General features: G+C 36.3%; 15 protein-coding genes. All 15 read right to left on the bottom strand.

Annotation, left to right across the window (positions count from 1 at the left end; all coding sequences use genetic code 11):
* Window positions 1-39: 39 nt before the first annotated feature.
* The 15 genes from BJL90_RS12325 to BJL90_RS12260 all read right to left on the bottom strand — a co-directional run bounded on the left by BJL90_RS12325 (window position 40) and on the right by BJL90_RS12260 (window position 15078).
* Window positions 40-1482: a sensor histidine kinase gene (locus tag BJL90_RS12325; RefSeq protein ID WP_070968368.1), complete on the bottom strand. Its 1443-nt coding sequence runs from the start codon at window positions 1480-1482 to the stop codon at window positions 40-42.
* A 3-nt stretch (window positions 1483-1485) separates the two neighbouring features.
* Window positions 1486-2136, bottom strand: a complete 651-nt coding sequence (locus BJL90_RS12320) for a response regulator transcription factor (protein ID WP_070968364.1) — start codon at window positions 2134-2136, stop codon at window positions 1486-1488.
* A 146-nt stretch (window positions 2137-2282) separates the two neighbouring features.
* Window positions 2283-3974 carry a phosphoenolpyruvate--protein phosphotransferase gene (gene ptsP / locus BJL90_RS12315; protein WP_070968361.1) on the bottom strand — a complete coding sequence of 564 codons (1692 nt, stop codon included), beginning with the start codon at window positions 3972-3974 and terminating at the stop codon, window positions 2283-2285.
* A gap of 11 nt (window positions 3975-3985) precedes the next feature.
* Complete coding sequence (locus BJL90_RS12310) at window positions 3986-4252, bottom strand: HPr family phosphocarrier protein (protein ID WP_070968357.1); 267 nt, start codon at window positions 4250-4252, stop codon at window positions 3986-3988.
* Window positions 4253-4346: 94 nt separating this feature from the next.
* Complete coding sequence (locus tag BJL90_RS12305) at window positions 4347-5717, bottom strand: PTS fructose transporter subunit IIC (protein ID WP_472234726.1); 1371 nt, start codon at window positions 5715-5717, stop codon at window positions 4347-4349.
* A gap of 31 nt (window positions 5718-5748) precedes the next feature.
* Window positions 5749-6192 (bottom strand): PTS sugar transporter subunit IIA, encoded by a 444-nt coding sequence (locus BJL90_RS12300; protein ID WP_070968351.1) that lies wholly within the window; start codon window positions 6190-6192, stop codon window positions 5749-5751.
* 14 nt (window positions 6193-6206) lie between these two features.
* Entirely contained in the window at window positions 6207-7136 is a 930-nt protein-coding gene (pfkB, locus tag BJL90_RS12295; RefSeq protein WP_070968348.1) for a 1-phosphofructokinase, read from the bottom strand.
* A 10-nt stretch (window positions 7137-7146) separates the two neighbouring features.
* Entirely contained in the window at window positions 7147-7905 is a 759-nt protein-coding gene (locus tag BJL90_RS12290) for a DeoR/GlpR family DNA-binding transcription regulator (protein ID WP_070968346.1), read from the bottom strand.
* A gap of 259 nt (window positions 7906-8164) precedes the next feature.
* Window positions 8165-11902 (bottom strand): phosphoribosylformylglycinamidine synthase, encoded by a 3738-nt coding sequence (locus BJL90_RS12285; RefSeq protein ID WP_070968343.1) that lies wholly within the window; start codon window positions 11900-11902, stop codon window positions 8165-8167.
* Between the two features lie 303 nt (window positions 11903-12205).
* Window positions 12206-12865, bottom strand: coding sequence for a hypothetical protein (locus BJL90_RS12280; RefSeq protein ID WP_156778774.1), 660 nt, complete (start codon window positions 12863-12865; stop codon window positions 12206-12208).
* 307 nt (window positions 12866-13172) lie between these two features.
* The gene (locus BJL90_RS12275; protein ID WP_070968338.1) at window positions 13173-13436 is read right to left on the bottom strand and encodes a hypothetical protein; all 264 of its coding nucleotides are present in this window, start codon (window positions 13434-13436) and stop codon (window positions 13173-13175) included.
* Window positions 13437-13485: 49 nt separating this feature from the next.
* Window positions 13486-13917: a C-GCAxxG-C-C family protein gene (locus tag BJL90_RS12270; protein WP_070968335.1), complete on the bottom strand. Its 432-nt coding sequence runs from the start codon at window positions 13915-13917 to the stop codon at window positions 13486-13488.
* Between the two features lie 73 nt (window positions 13918-13990).
* Complete coding sequence (locus BJL90_RS12265; protein WP_070968332.1) at window positions 13991-14350, bottom strand: MmcQ/YjbR family DNA-binding protein; 360 nt, start codon at window positions 14348-14350, stop codon at window positions 13991-13993.
* Window positions 14340-14489, bottom strand: a complete 150-nt coding sequence (locus tag BJL90_RS21940; RefSeq protein WP_156778773.1) for a hypothetical protein — start codon at window positions 14487-14489, stop codon at window positions 14340-14342. The genes BJL90_RS12265 and BJL90_RS21940 overlap by 11 nt, the downstream gene beginning before the upstream one ends.
* 181 nt (window positions 14490-14670) lie before the next feature.
* Entirely contained in the window at window positions 14671-15078 is a 408-nt protein-coding gene (locus tag BJL90_RS12260; protein ID WP_070968331.1) for a hypothetical protein, read from the bottom strand.
* Window positions 15079-15189: the final 111 nt, after the last annotated feature.

The raw sequence follows: 15189 nt of genomic DNA, 5'->3' as shown, positions 1-15189 counted from the left end.
TCGCTATTTATTCTACAAGAGTTATTATAGCAGGGAGTTTTATCCAACTTGACTCCGACTTGTAAAATTTTTGTAACATTTTCCATGAAAAATAATTTTCATTTTTGTACCTACGCCAACTGCACTTTCAATTTTGAGTCTAGCACCATGCTCCTCTATAATTTGGTAGCAAATAGCTAAGCCTAAACCTACGCCCCCTTCTTTTCTAGAGCGTGATTTATCTATACGATAAAAAGGCTCTATGACCTTCTTTGTTTCCCATTCTTCCATACCCTTCCCTTCATCCATCACAAAAACACATGTTTCCTCTAACGTTTTTTCTACGCCTATTGTTACCTTTTTTCCTCTGCTACTAGCATTTATAGCATTATCTACTAAATTCGTAATAACAATCTTGAATAAATCCTTATCCAATAAAATTTCCTCGTCTTCTCCTTTGACCTCTAAAATTATCCCTTCCTTCTCCGCTTTTACTTCCATGATATTCTGCACCTGTATTAATAGCGACATAATTTTTTCTCGATTCAGTTGCAACGGATTTTCTCGAATCAGGATCATATCCATCAAAGTTTTAGCCACCTTAGACATACGATTCCCTTCAGAATAAATATAACTCAAACTTTTTTTAAATACTTCAGGATTATATTTTGCTTTTAATAAATATTCTGCATAGCCGATAATAGATGTAAGAGGCGTACGAAGCTCGTGGGTGAGGTTATCAATGAAACGTTGCTGACGTTGTCCTTCTGCCTTTAACTGGTTCATTTTCTGCTCAATCTTATCCGCCATGATATTAAATTGTTCCGCTAAAAGGCCCACTTCATCTTTTCTATTTACTTTTACCCTCACATGATAGTTTCCTGACGCAATATTTTTAGCCGTTAAGCTCAACTGCCTAAAGGGCTTTAGAAGAAATTTACTCAACCCCCATGTAATCAATGCTACAAAGGCAAGTCCTATAAGTCCTGTTCTTATAAAAAGCAAGTATTGTTCCCGCCGATGATGATCTACGTGGGAAATATCTTTTATAAGAGATAAAATAATTTTTTCCTCATCAATTTCTAAAACATTTGAAACGAACAAATAAAGTCCCTCTTCATCCCTTCGCAAAACAAAATTTTTTTGCCCTTTTAAAGCTATAGCAAGCTCTTCTCTAGAAAAAAACCAAGCTCTAGGAGCGTTTGTAGCTAGAAGATTCAACTTTTCATCAAATATCTCTAGATAGTTTCTATCCGTCTTAACCATATCCACCATACTCTTGCTGTAATTTTTTAATTCAATCTTTTCTACAGCTATTCTTTGGTTATTTAGTAAATACAGCGCTAATGTTGAGTGAAGATTACTCTCTTCTTCTAAACTGCGCTCTATTTCCTTTTTTACTAAGCTTTTATATGTATTTTCTGTAACTACCATTCCTGTTACCGTCAAAGAAACCACGTAAATTCCCATGCAAAGAAGAAAAATTTTCCAGCTAAACTTCATTCTCTAATCCTCCATCCGATAGCCTACTTTATAAACAGTTTTTATCTTATCGGTTTCCAACTTATTTCTAAGCCGCTGTATATGCATATCCACAGTCCTCGTATTTCCTTCGAATTCATAGCCCCATACTAGCTCTAACAATCTCTCACGAGACATCACATTTCCTTTGTTTTCAATCAGTAAACGCAACAAATCAAATTCTTTGTAAGTTAAATCTACCTCTTTTCCTGCCTTTAAAACCTTCCACTGTTCTAAACAAATCTGGATATCATCTATGATGATCTCTGTTTTTTCTTTTCCTGCTCGTCTCAAAACAGATTTAATCCTTGCCAACAGCTCTACAGCTTCAAAGGGTTTTGTTACATAGTCATCTGCCCCCATATCTAAACCCTTTACTTTGTCCTTCAGCCTGTCCTTGGCAGTCAACATAATTGTAGGAATGTTTTTCTTTAAAAGAATGGGCAAAAGCTCATAGCCATCCTGTTTAGGAAGCATAACATCTAAAAGCGCTAAATCTACTTTTTCATTGTTTATATACTCAAGCCCCTCTTCTCCATCACAAGCTTCTAATATTTCATAACCTACCATAGACAAATTTAACTTAATTAGTTCTCGGATAGGCTCTTCATCTTCTATAATTAAAATCACACTCATAGACTTCACCTCATTTTCACTAGTTTTGTTACTTCACCTAGAATTTTATTTTATTAAGGATGTTTTTGCAAGGAGATTTTTAACCAATAAAATAAAGCTTGACTTTTAGAAAACATTCTCTAAAAGTCAAGCCCTGTTCTTTTTTGTTATATATATTGTTCTATAAAGGCTTCTATTACCTCTGCTGTGTTCATAGCCAGCACCTGATCTACTGCTTGCTTCATTTTATCATAGGATAAATTTTGAATTTGATTTCTTGCTGAAAGTATAGATCCCGCACTCATACTAAACTCATCAAGTCCCATTCCCAATAGTATTGGAATCAATCGCTTATCTCCTGCTGCCTCACCACACATTCCTACCCAAATCCCTGCTTTATGCCCATTGTCAATAATTAGCTTTATTAGCCTTAAAACGGCAGGATTGAAGGGATTATATAGATATGAAACCTTCTCATTCATTCGATCTACAGCAGTTGTATACTGAACTAAGTCATTGGTACCTATGCTAAAGAAATCTACCTCTTTTGCTAATAGATCAGAAATAATCGCTGCTGCGGGGATTTCAATCATGATGCCTACTTCAATATCCGACGCGTAATTTATAGCTTCCTTTTCCAGCTCTCTTTTTACTTCCTCCAACATTGCGTTGGCTTCTCTAATCTCCTCCAGAGAAGAAATCATTGGATACATGATTTTCAGGTTGCCATATACACTTGCTCTAAGCAATGCCCTTAACTGAGTTTTAAAAATATCCTTTTCTTTTAAGCATATTCTAATAGCTCTATAGCCTAAGAAAGGATTCATCTCCTTGGGTAGATTCATATAGGGCAATTCTTTATCTCCACCAATGTCTAGCGTTCTAATAACCACTGGCCTTTTTCCCATAATTTCTAGTACTTTTCTATATGCTTGAAACTGTTCTTCTTCTGTCGGCAAGGTCTTTCTATCCATATATAAAAACTCTGTTCGATATAAACCAATTCCCTCTGCACCATTCTCATTAGCTTTCTCAGCATCCATTGGATTTCCTATATTCGCCCCTAATTCTACCACTTTTTCATCCTTAGAAACTGTAGCACGATTTACTAACTTCATTAGTTCTCTTTTCTCAAGTGTTTCTCTTTCTTTGGATTTTTCATAGGATGTAATTACTGCCGCTTCTGGATTAATGATTACAGTCCCTTCATTACCGTCAAATACGATGAAATCTCCTGTTTTCACTTTCTCTGTTATACTTCCTAAACCTACTACAGCGGGAATTTCCATAGACCTTGCCATAATGGCACTGTGGGAAGTCCTACCCCCTATATCTGTGATAAATCCTAATACTTTACTTTTATCCATTTGGGCAGTATCAGAAGGCGTGATATCATGGGCTACGATAATGACCGGTTCCTTTAATTCGGTTAAGTTTAACATTTCTTTTCCAAGAAGATTAGTCATCATTCTTTGTCCTACGTCTCGAATATCAGCAGCCCTTTCTCTCATATATTCATCATCCATTGATTCGAAAATAGCAATAAAGTTTTTTAATGCATCCTCTAAAGCTGCTTCTGCATTCAATTTTTTTGATGAGATTTTCTCTTCAACACAGCTAATGAGTTCAGGGTCTTCTAAAATCATAATGTGGGCATCCAGTATACTTTTTTGTTCCTCTGTGGCCTTCATTTTGATAGATTCAATTTGTTCTTTTGATAGGTTTAAAGCTCTTTGAAATTTACTTTTCTCCTCTTCAATGTTATCTATAACAATAGACCGAACCACCAGCTCCTCTTTCTTTAAAACCAAAGCTTTTCCTATAGCAATTCCTGAAGAAGCGCCAATTCCTTTAAACATATTTTCAACTCCTACTCTTCACCAAAGTTAGATTCAAACAAGTCAATCACTGCTTTCAGTGCTTCTTTTTCATCTGATCCATCAACTTTAACTTCTATTTCCTCTCCTTTTTTAGCAGCCATAGCCATAATGCCCATAATACTTTTTGCATTTACTTCATGTCCATCTTTAATGAATAAAATATCACTTTGAAATTTGCCTATTTCCTTAACAATCAATGTAGCTGGCCTTGCATGTATTCCTGAAGAATTTTTTACAACAATTGTTTTTGTAATCATGATTTCCCCTCTTTCTAATTTATCTACACCATAGCTAGATATTAAAAATTAAAAATAGAATAGAGCTGTCTTCTATTCTATTTTTAAAATTTATCTATACCTCGCTAACTTTTTTCTTTAATAATCCTACTAAACATGCAGTAACGATAGTACCTACGGCAATTGCCACCATATATCCAACTAAATTTCCTACGGCATTTGGTATTGGCAACACGAAAATTCCTCCATGGGGTGCTCTTAATGTTGCTCCTAATGTCATAGATAAAGCACCTGCTGCCGCTGAGCCCGCCATAATAGAAGGTATCACTCTAAATGGGTCTGCTGCTGCAAAGGGAATAGCCCCTTCTGTAATAAAGGAAATACCCAATACCCAAGCTGCTTTACCTGCCTCAACCTCAGCTTTTGTAAATTTATTTTTAAATAAAACAGTTGCTAGAGCTAAACCTAGAGGAGGTGTCATTCCAGCTGCCATTACCGCAGCCTGTGGTTCAAAAACATTTGCTCCTAAAAGGCCTACTGCAAAGGTATATGCCGCCTTATTCACAGGCCCCCCCATATCAAACGCCATCATTGCACCCAATATCGTTCCCAGTAATAGAGCATTTGTACCGGTTAAGCTTTGGAGCCACGCCGTCATAGCATCCATGATTCCTTTTACTGGTGCTCCAATAACATAAATCATCAAAAGCCCCACAACTAATGAAGACAATAGTGGTAAAATCAATACTGGTTTTAAACCTTCGAATGCCCTAGGTAACTTTATTGCCTTCTTTAAAAAGTCAGCCGTGTAACCTGCAATAAAACCTGCAAGGATACCACCTAGAAAACCCGCTCCAATTTGTGAAGCAATCATTCCACCAATTAAACCAGGAGCCAGGCCAGGCCTTTCTGCAATGGAATAGGCAATATATCCAGCAAGAACTGGCACCATCAATGCAAAGGCTGCGCCACCTCCAATTTGCATTAACGCGGCAGCTAACGTTCCCTCTTGTTGAAAGGCTTCTATGCCAAATATGAAGGAAAGAGCAATTGCTAACCCCCCTGCTACGACTAGGGGCAGCATAAAAGATACGCCTGCCATCAGATGCTTGTAAGGACCACTTCTTTCCTCACTTCTTTTCTTTTTAATATCCTCCACTTGCTTCGATAAGTTTTGTTTTCCAGCCTCTAGCTTCAATGCTTTATCAATGATACTTCCTGGGTTTTTTATTGCTTCCGAAACTGCAACCTCTAAAATAGCTTTTCCCGCAAAGCGTTCTCTTGAAACCGTTGTCCCAGCTGCAATAATCACTGCATGCGCCTCTTGAACATCTTCTAGCGTTAATTCATTTTCTACCCCAACAGAGCCTTGGGTTTCAACCTTTATGTCAATTCCTTTTTCTTTTGCGGTTTTTTCCAAAGATTCTGCCGCCATATAGGTATGGGCTATCCCTGTAGGACAAGAAGTTATTGCTACTAATTTCATCATAAATCCCCCTTTTCTTTATAATAAGTGATTAGCTAAATACTTCTATTACTTCCTTTGCCTCTTTTGCCTTCATCAACTTTTCACGAATTTCTTCATGCATGAGCTTTCTTGATAACTGACTTAATACTTTTAAGTGTTCATTTGTTGAACTTTCTGGAACAGCAATGAGGAAAAAAATATAGCTTGCCTCATTATCCAAAGCCTCATAATCCACACCTTTCTTTGATTTTCCAAAGACAATCGATGGCTTTGTCACTGTATCTGACTTTCCATGAGGTATAGCAACCCCCATTCCGATACCGGTTGTCGACTGAGCTTCCCTATCCATTATTGTTTTAAAAAAAAGATCTTTATCTCTTACAATCCCCTCCCTTACTAATGGTTCAATTAATTCTTTGACTACTTCCTGTTTGCTTTCTGACTTTATATCTAAAATCATCAATTTTTCATCTAGTACGTCTTTGATTTCCATAAAAACACTCCTTTTTATCTTAATTTTTTCACATTTACTTTTTCTTTAAAATTCTCTATCTCATGAATTGCATGCAAGGTAGTACCCTTTTTTACACTTAAAGTCGCTGCTGCTACTGCTAATTTAAAAGTTTCTTCTAATGGATAATCCTTCATCATTCCATAGGCAAAGGCTGCTACCATCGAATCTCCTGCACCTACAGTGCTTTTTACTTCTACCGGAACACTTTCTGCTCTTAATACATTTTTCTTACTGACAAATACTGCTCCCTCTGCCCCCATCGACACCACGACAAACTGAATACCCTTCTCTATGAAACCTTCACAATGATTGATAATGTCATTTTCATTATTTATTTTAACTTTTAAAGAACTTTCTAATTCATCAATATTTGGCTTAATCATATAGGGCTTTGCATAAATTCCCTGCAAAAGCTGTTCTCCTTCAGTATCTAATATTGTTTTACAGCCTTTATTACTGGCAATCTCAATCAAGTGTGTATAAATGCTATTTGACAGCCCATCAGGAATACTTCCTGCAAAAACCATTACTTTACTTTTTTCAGCCCATTTTTCTACTAGATCATACAATCCCTTTAAATAAATTTTTTCTATACGTTTTCCTTTATCATTAATATCTGTTATGATACTTGTTTCAGTATCTATAATTTTTATATTGGTTCTAGTTTCTTGATCAACCCATACAAAGTCCGTTTCTATTCCCTTATCCTTTAACCACTGATTGATCCACCTCCCACTTTCTCCCCCTGCAAATCCAGTACTTAAAGTACTTGCGCCCAAAGATTTTAAAACCTTGGAAACGTTAATTCCCTTTCCACCAGCCTCTATTCTAGTACCTAATATTCTATTGACCGTGCCAGGCTTAAAACCATGAATCTCTATGGTTTTGTCAACTGCTGGATTTAGTGTTACAGTTGTAATCATGTCTGCCTCCTTAATTGTAGATAAGTCGTATATTCTTAGATTTATATTGTTCTATAATAGATCTCTCTATGCCTTTGCTTGTAATAATGCCATCGATTTCATCTATAGCCGCAATCCTTGCAAAAGATACCTTTCCAAATTTGCTGTGGTCTGCCACTACGTAAACCTCCTTAGCAGACTGAATCATCCTATTTTTTGTATGAGCTTCTTCTATATTTGGTGTTGTACATCCTTCCTTAATTGTAATGCCATTGGCGCCAATAAAAGCTTTATCTACACTAAACTGTCCTATAATCCTGTCTGTTATCGGTCCTACAATTGAAAGAATTTCCTTACGTATATGCCCCCCTGTTACCACTACATCAACATCCTTATTTTTTGATAGTGCTAAAGCTATCAGTATGGAATTGGTCAATACAGTAACATTTTTAGCTTGTATATTCTTTGCAATTTGAAGCGTAGTTGTCCCTGCATCTAAGATAATCGTATCATTATCTTGAATAAAAGCCGCTGCTTTTTTACCAATTTCCATTTTTTCTTCTATATTAACAAGTTCTTTTTCATCCATCGTAGGTTCAAAACTGGTGGTTTCCAATTTCACTGCCCCACCATGAGTCCTTTTCAATAGTCCAGCTTGCTCTAAATCCTGCAGGTCTCTTCTAATTGTAGACTCTGACACCTGCAGTTCTTCAGTTAAATCACTGACTTCAATACGATAATTACTATTCACAATTTCTAGAATCTTTACTTTTCGCTCTTCTGCAAACATTTTTCTTCCTCCATAAAATGTATTTCTTGAAGTAACGCTATTTGATCATTGTGACTGTTTTTGATTGTTTTTGATTAATTATGATTATATCATCACTTATTAGCGATGTCAATTGATTATTTATAATTGTTTTTGATGCAAACCTCTTCTGCTCTTTGTGCATACCACAATCCCACTAGAGGTCAAACATCAGGTATCATCCTTTCATCTTTAAATCAAAAGCGAGCATGCTTAAGCATGCTCGCTTTTGATCGCTTCATTATTTAAAATAGTTTACACCAGCTTCAAATATTCTAAAATCTTTTTTACCGTAGACATTTTTATGCACATAATTTCCTACACGCTCCACATGTCCCATTTTACCAAAAATTCTGCCGTCTGGAGAAGTGATTCCTTCTATTGCTTCTATCGATCCATTGATATTATACTTGCCATCATAGGTAGGCAGACCCTCCTGATCTACATATTGTGTAGCAACTTGTCCCTTGGTAATTAACTGTTGGACGACTTCCTCACTTGCATAAAAGCGTCCTTCACCATGGGAAAAGGCAGTTTCATAAATATTACCAACCTCTTCATTTGCAAGCCAAGGTGATTTTACGGAAGCTACTTTAACACTGGCCATACGAGACACATGACGATTAATTTTATTAAAGGTCAAGGTTGGTGAATCCTCCTGTAGGTCTCTTATCTCTCCATAAGGCAGCAAGCCTAACTTAATAAGAGCTTGGAAGCCATTGCAAATTCCTAGCATCAAACCATCTCTCTCATGAAGAAGCTTCATTACTTCTTCTGCTACCTTAGGATTTCTTAAGACAGATGCAATAAATTTCCCAGAGCCCTCCGGCTCATCTCCTGCACTAAAGCCTCCTGGCAAAGCCATAATCTGTGCTCTTTTAATTTTTTCAACCATTTCTTCGAGTGAAGCAACAACATTACTTTGGTTTAAGTTCTTAAATACCATCGTTTCTACAACTGCTCCCGCCTTTTCAAAGGCTATATGCGTATCTATTTCGCAATTGGTACCCGGAAAAACAGGTATAAACACCCGTGGTTTTGCTACTTTAACGCTAGGACGTTTGATCTCCCGATCATAATAAACAATCACCTTTGCCTTTCCTTCCTCCTGATGAACAGTTGGAAAGATTGATGCTAATCTAGATTCCCAGGAAGCAAGGGCTTCCGACATCGGTATAACCACATCTCCTACTTCAAAAGAAGCTTCTTCTTTTGTCATCCCCACAACTGTAAATCCGTCTCGCGTTACAAGTTCTTCAGCTACTTCTTCTGTTACTTCAAGGAGTATACTACCATAAGCCTCTTCAAAAACATTCACTGATTGTGTAAGTTTCACACCAATCCCATTGCCAAAGGCCATCTTACTAATAGCAGCACATATACCACCTTTGCCTACAGCGTAGCTGGATAAAACCTTTCCTTCTTTTATATAGTTGTAAATATGACGATATCCTGCTAGCAAATGGTCAAAATCTACCACGTCATACGCATCCCTCTTAGCATAAAATTGTACCAAAGTGGAATTCGTTTGTTTTAATTCAGGGGTAACGACCTGTCTTACATCCACTGGCGTTACGGCAAATGCAATAAGGGTTGGAGGAACATGAATATCTTTAAAGGTTCCCGACATAGAATCTTTACCTCCAATAGCCGCTACGTTAAATTTACTTTGTGCATAGCTGGCTCCTAACAATGCACTGTAAGGTTTACCCCATTTTTCAGGTGTGTCACCTAGCTTTTCAAAATACTCTTGAAGGGACAATCTGACCTTTTGATAATCCCCACCCGTCGCTAAGATTTTTGCTATAGCATCTACCACCGCATATAAGGCACCATGGAAAGGTGACCATTTTGCCAGCTGAGGATCATAGCCATAACTCATCATAGAGCCTGTATTGGTCTCTCCCTTTAAAACAGGTATTTTAGCTACCATCGCTTGTATCGGTGTATTATAGTGAGTGCCTCCAAAGGGCATTAAAACTGTGCCGCTGCCAATGGTATTATCAAACCTTTCTACTAAACCCTTCTGAGAGCAAACATTTAAATCATTTAGCGTATCAAGCCACTGTTGTTTTATGGATACCTGAGACTTAATACTATTAAAGTAAGTCTGCTGCTTTGGCGCTTTAATACAAACATTGGTCTCGCCTTGAACGCCATTAGTATCTAAAAAGGCTCGGGAGAGATTAAGAATTTCTTGTCCTTGCCACTTCATTACAAGCCTTCCTGTATCTGTAACGTTCGCTACATGTGTAACTTCTAAGTTTTCCTCGTGACAATAACTTTGGAAGGCCTCTAAATCTTTTGGTGCTATCACCACTGCCATTCTCTCTTGAGATTCCGATATAGCGATTTCTGTTCCGTCCAAACCTTCATATTTCTTCTTCACCGCATCTAAGTTAATCTCTAAGCTATCTGCTAGTTCTCCAATAGCTACAGAGACGCCCCCTGCTCCAAAGTCATTGCATCTTTTGATCATTTTAGACAATGCTGGTATTCTAAACAATCGCTGAATCTTTCTTTCTACAGGTGGGTTACCTTTTTGAACCTCCGCACCACAACTGCTTAAACTCTCTTCATCATGTTCCTTTGATGAACCGGTTGCTCCTCCAATGCCATCTCTCCCAGTTCTTCCTCCTACTAACAAAATAATGTCCCCTGCAGTTGGACGTTCCCTTACCACATTTGCTTTTGGCGCTGCTCCTACCACTGCGCCTACCTCCATACGTTTAGCAACAAAATCCGGGTCATAAACCTCTGAAACGATGCCTGTAGCTAGTCCTATTTGATTGCCATAGGAGCTAAAACCTGCAGCAGCTTGCTGCGTAATCACCTTTTGTGGTAATTTTCCTTCTAACGTATCTGTCAAAGGTACTGTAGGATCCGCTGCCCCTGTCACCCGCATACTATGATAAACATAACTTCTTCCCGATAGAGGATCTCTGATAGCACCCCCTAAACAAGTGGCAGCGCCGCCAAAAGGCTCAATCTCTGTAGGATGATTGTGGGTTTCATTTTTGAACATCAGCAACCAAGGCTCTGTCTCTCCATCGATGTCTACAGGTATTTCAATACTGCATGCATTAATTTCCTCAGATACATCTAGATCTTCAAGCTCACCTTTTTTTCTTAAACACTTCATATTAATGGTGGCAATATCCATTAAACAGTCTCGACGATCTTTACCTTCATAAACAAAACTTCTATCTGCTAAATAAGCTTCATAAGCATTTTTTATTGGCTGATTGATAGGCTGATCCTCAATGCTTACTTCTTGTACCGCTGTTAAAAAAGTGGTGTGACGACAATGATCTGACCAGTAGGTATCGATGACTTTTAATTCTGTAATGGTAGGATTTCTTCTTTCCTCGGTTTTAAAGTATTCTCTGACAAAAATAAGGTCTTCAGCAGTCATAGCAAAACCCATTTTTTCTTTGTACAGTGCCATCTCTTGATCATCTAATGCCATAAATCCCTCTACTGTTTCAACTGTGTCAGGGGTAGCATAATTCATTTTTAATGTAGTAGGTATAGCTAAGGAAACTTCCCTTGATTCTACAGGGTTAATCAGATAAGCCTTAATACGTTCCATATCTTCAGCATTAAGGGCACCCTTTAAAACAATGGCTTTAGAAGAAACAATCACAGGTGCATCCTCTAATGTAATAATCTCTACACACTGGCCAGCAGAATCTGCCCGCTGATCATATTGCCCAGGTAATAGCTCAATTCTAAAGGCTTGTTCCTCTTCTGAAATAGCTATAGTATCCTCTGTTACCACATCAACATTAGGTTCAGATAAAACAAGTCTCTTAATATCCTCAAGCCGCTCTATATTCACATCTTCTAGATCATATATATTGACAATTCTAACATTTTCTAATGTTTTTAGATTCAAAGTGTTAATAAGATCTTTCTTTAAACTTTCTGCTTCGACATTAAATCCGAACTTTTTTTCAACACAAATTCTTTTGACCATTTTCTACCTCCTAGTCTAATCATTGAAAATCCTATAATGACAAAATTTATCTTAATTTATTGTAACACAAAAACACAGAAAATGAAATGAATATTTACAATAAAGTACGCCAGGAAGTGAACACCCCCTGGCGAAAGCTTTTTTCCTACTTAGTTCATGTTTCTGTTTTCAGGGTATAAATCCCTACCGTTAAGCTTCGAAAGAGGTAGTTTCTTGCCTCATATAGATCATCGATGCAAAAATTTGCAGATCAAACTTTGATTCCCAGATGTATCATCTTACTGAAGGGAGTTCCCTGAATTTTCAGGTTTTTTCATTTATCATCATTCCAGCAACTTCTCCATCCACAGGGCCATCATACTGCTTATTGATAGCATTCTTCGAAGGGTGTTTTATGTTTTTAAAGGCTTTATATAGTCTTATTACCATTCCTTTAACTGGTTCAAATAAAAAGGTTAAGGTATTGGAATAGTCTTTTACCTTTTTGGCAAAAACCTCTTCTTCCATCACCATCTCTTTTTCTTCGTTTATGGTTATGCCAATCTCTGCTAAGGGATCTCTAAAAATCTCTAGAATTTCTTCAATCCCTCTAATATGATTTGTTCCTAAAACCTTATCTAACATTTTCAAGGAATTTATGGCATCATTATACTTTTCTATAAGGTTTTTCATATGTTCCATAAACTGGTCGTCATGATAATCTAACTCCTTTATAGCTTCTTCCAATTTCCTATGATTATGGTAAAATTTTTTATATTCTCTCTTTAGTTCCTCTAAGTTTTCATAAAAAGTATCTGACATCATTAAATAACCTGCAGACGGAAAAGCGGTTTGATTTTTTACTTTGTCTACAGGCCCCACCGCTTCTGTTCCTTCAGCCCTATTTACACTGCGAACCCTATCTACATAAAGATTATGTATCCTCCTATTTGCAACCGAGGAAACTTTTGTTGTTCTCGTCATTCCCTTCACCCCTTTTATAGATATATACCCAATTTCCCCCCTTTCATCACCTGCTCTATGTAGAAAAAACAATCTTCTTTTCTCTATTTTATTATATCTATTATAGATATAAGCCTATGAATTTTAATATACTAAGAGCTACATTTGCAGTCCTTGGCAAAGATAATACTGTGCGCTACATAGAATATACTTCAGAAGTCACTAATCACCCAAATTACGATCAAGCATTAGAAGAGGTGCAAAAGCTTCTTTAGGCAAAGATACACCCCTTTTGTTATAAACAAAAGGGGTGTATCTTTATCTACTTCTATAGGTGATGATGGTAGTTTACAAGTTGTTGCTCTTTCGCTAAATCAATGACCCTATGGCATAAGCGTTTCATAAGGTTTTTTTCATGACTGACTACTAAAACACCTATATTTTGCTTCCTTGCCACATCAAGGATTTCACGAAAAAATCTCATAACATTTTTGTTTGATGAAAGCAAATATAGATTATCAAAATCTTCTTCATTAAAGTAGCGTAAATAAATTCTTTCCGTCTCTAATACGATATCTTTATCATGAATCATTTTTAATACACCTAATCTAACAAAATAGTTCCATTAATCGAAAGTAGTTTTATAATATTTCTTCCAATATACTAACAGCATCTTTTATTAATTTCGGACAGACATTTTTAAATAATCCCTTTTCATGTGCCTGCTTGAATCCATCTTCTGTGCTTGTATCATATCCAAGTAGCTCTTTACATATAATTGTCTTATTTAGATTTATAAATCTTTGGTTAAATTCCTTGACGTACTGATAGATTAATTCTTTTGACTTTTTATCATCTGCTCCATGCTGACCACCCTTAAGGCCTAAAATCATTATTGCTCCTGTTACAACCCCACATACTTCTCCTTGGCGCATTCCGCCGCCGAAACCACATGATATTTTTAGTGCTATTTCCTTATCTAATCCCATTTCTTCACTAAATGCCAAACAAACCGATTGTGCACAATTACATCCCTGGTTAAACAATTGAAGTGCCTTATCTGATTTATTCACGCTACCCCTCCTTTAAACTTAAAATGAAAAACTTCGTTTTTAAAAATCACAGTTCCTAAATACACCCGGCAATCTAAGCTCCTATTATTTCTTTCTGCTTTTTTTTACTTAAGGAATTCAATACTGATTCATAGGACATATCTATCATTTCTTTTAAAACATCATCAGGCACATCACCATCTAGATATACTGAGTTCCAGTGTTCTTTGTTCATATAGTATCCTGCCACAATATGTTGATGTTGTTCACGCAAAAATTTCCCAAATTGTGGCTCGCATTTTAAAGTAGTAATCGCTTTATTATTTTTGTCTCCACCTTGCAAGGCGAACATTTTTCCTCCTATGAGGTATCTTGTTGCATCCCATTCTACCTTAAAGTCTTTTTCTACTCCTTTTTTTGAAAGGCAGTATTCATCAAGCCATTCATATTTCATAGAAATCATCCTCATTTCCAATTTTATAAATCAAAATAATTTGATGATCTTCTCCTTGTGATAAGCGAGCTTTTATTCCATTTAATGGTATATCCGCTTCAGGTAATTTTAAGATTGGTTCAGGAAATAGTTCTTTCATTATATATAATCATCCTTTCTTTTCAACACTAACATTATAGACATCTACAATGGTTCAAAACAGGGTCCACTTAGCTTTTCTTCTCGAGCACTGATTTACACATTCTTCATGCTTTACCCCGTTAAACTTAGAATAACAGTACTCTATAATTCTTCATAAAAATAAGTGCATCCTGCTTACTTTACTGGCTCATTTGGCTCATTACATCTTCTTTTTCTTCTTTCTCATCCTTTTCATCTTTTTTATCTACATGATCAGATTCTGCTATCTCATTAATTTGATATCTTTTAAAAGAACCGTATATTTCTATCTTTTTAAAGATTTTTAAATACAGCTTAAATGGCAGGTATGAAAATATAGATAGTATTGCACCAAATAATGCACATAAAAGCGTAGAAAGAACTATACTCACACCACCAGCAATTTTTCCAGTAAATTCTATGACTCTAAGATTCACATAAAAGTTTTCTTGAAATAGACCTATTATAAATGTAAAAAGTCCAACAGTAATTCCAAGCATAATACAAATGGTACAAATAAATTTTATAAATGAGCCAAATTTAATCCTCTTAATATCAATTCTTTCCATCAGGCAATCCTTCTTTCTTTAGTTTTTTTACAAATACTTTTTTATCGTAACTTCTATATACTCCTTCATCATCACAGTAGATACACCAGTAGTCTTTTATTCTTTATCATT

It is taken from the genome of Clostridium formicaceticum (assembly GCF_001854185.1).
In the GTDB taxonomy this organism is placed as follows: domain Bacteria; phylum Bacillota; class Clostridia; order Peptostreptococcales; family Natronincolaceae; genus Andreesenella; species Andreesenella formicacetica.
This window is presented reverse-complemented; position numbering and strand designations above follow the sequence as displayed.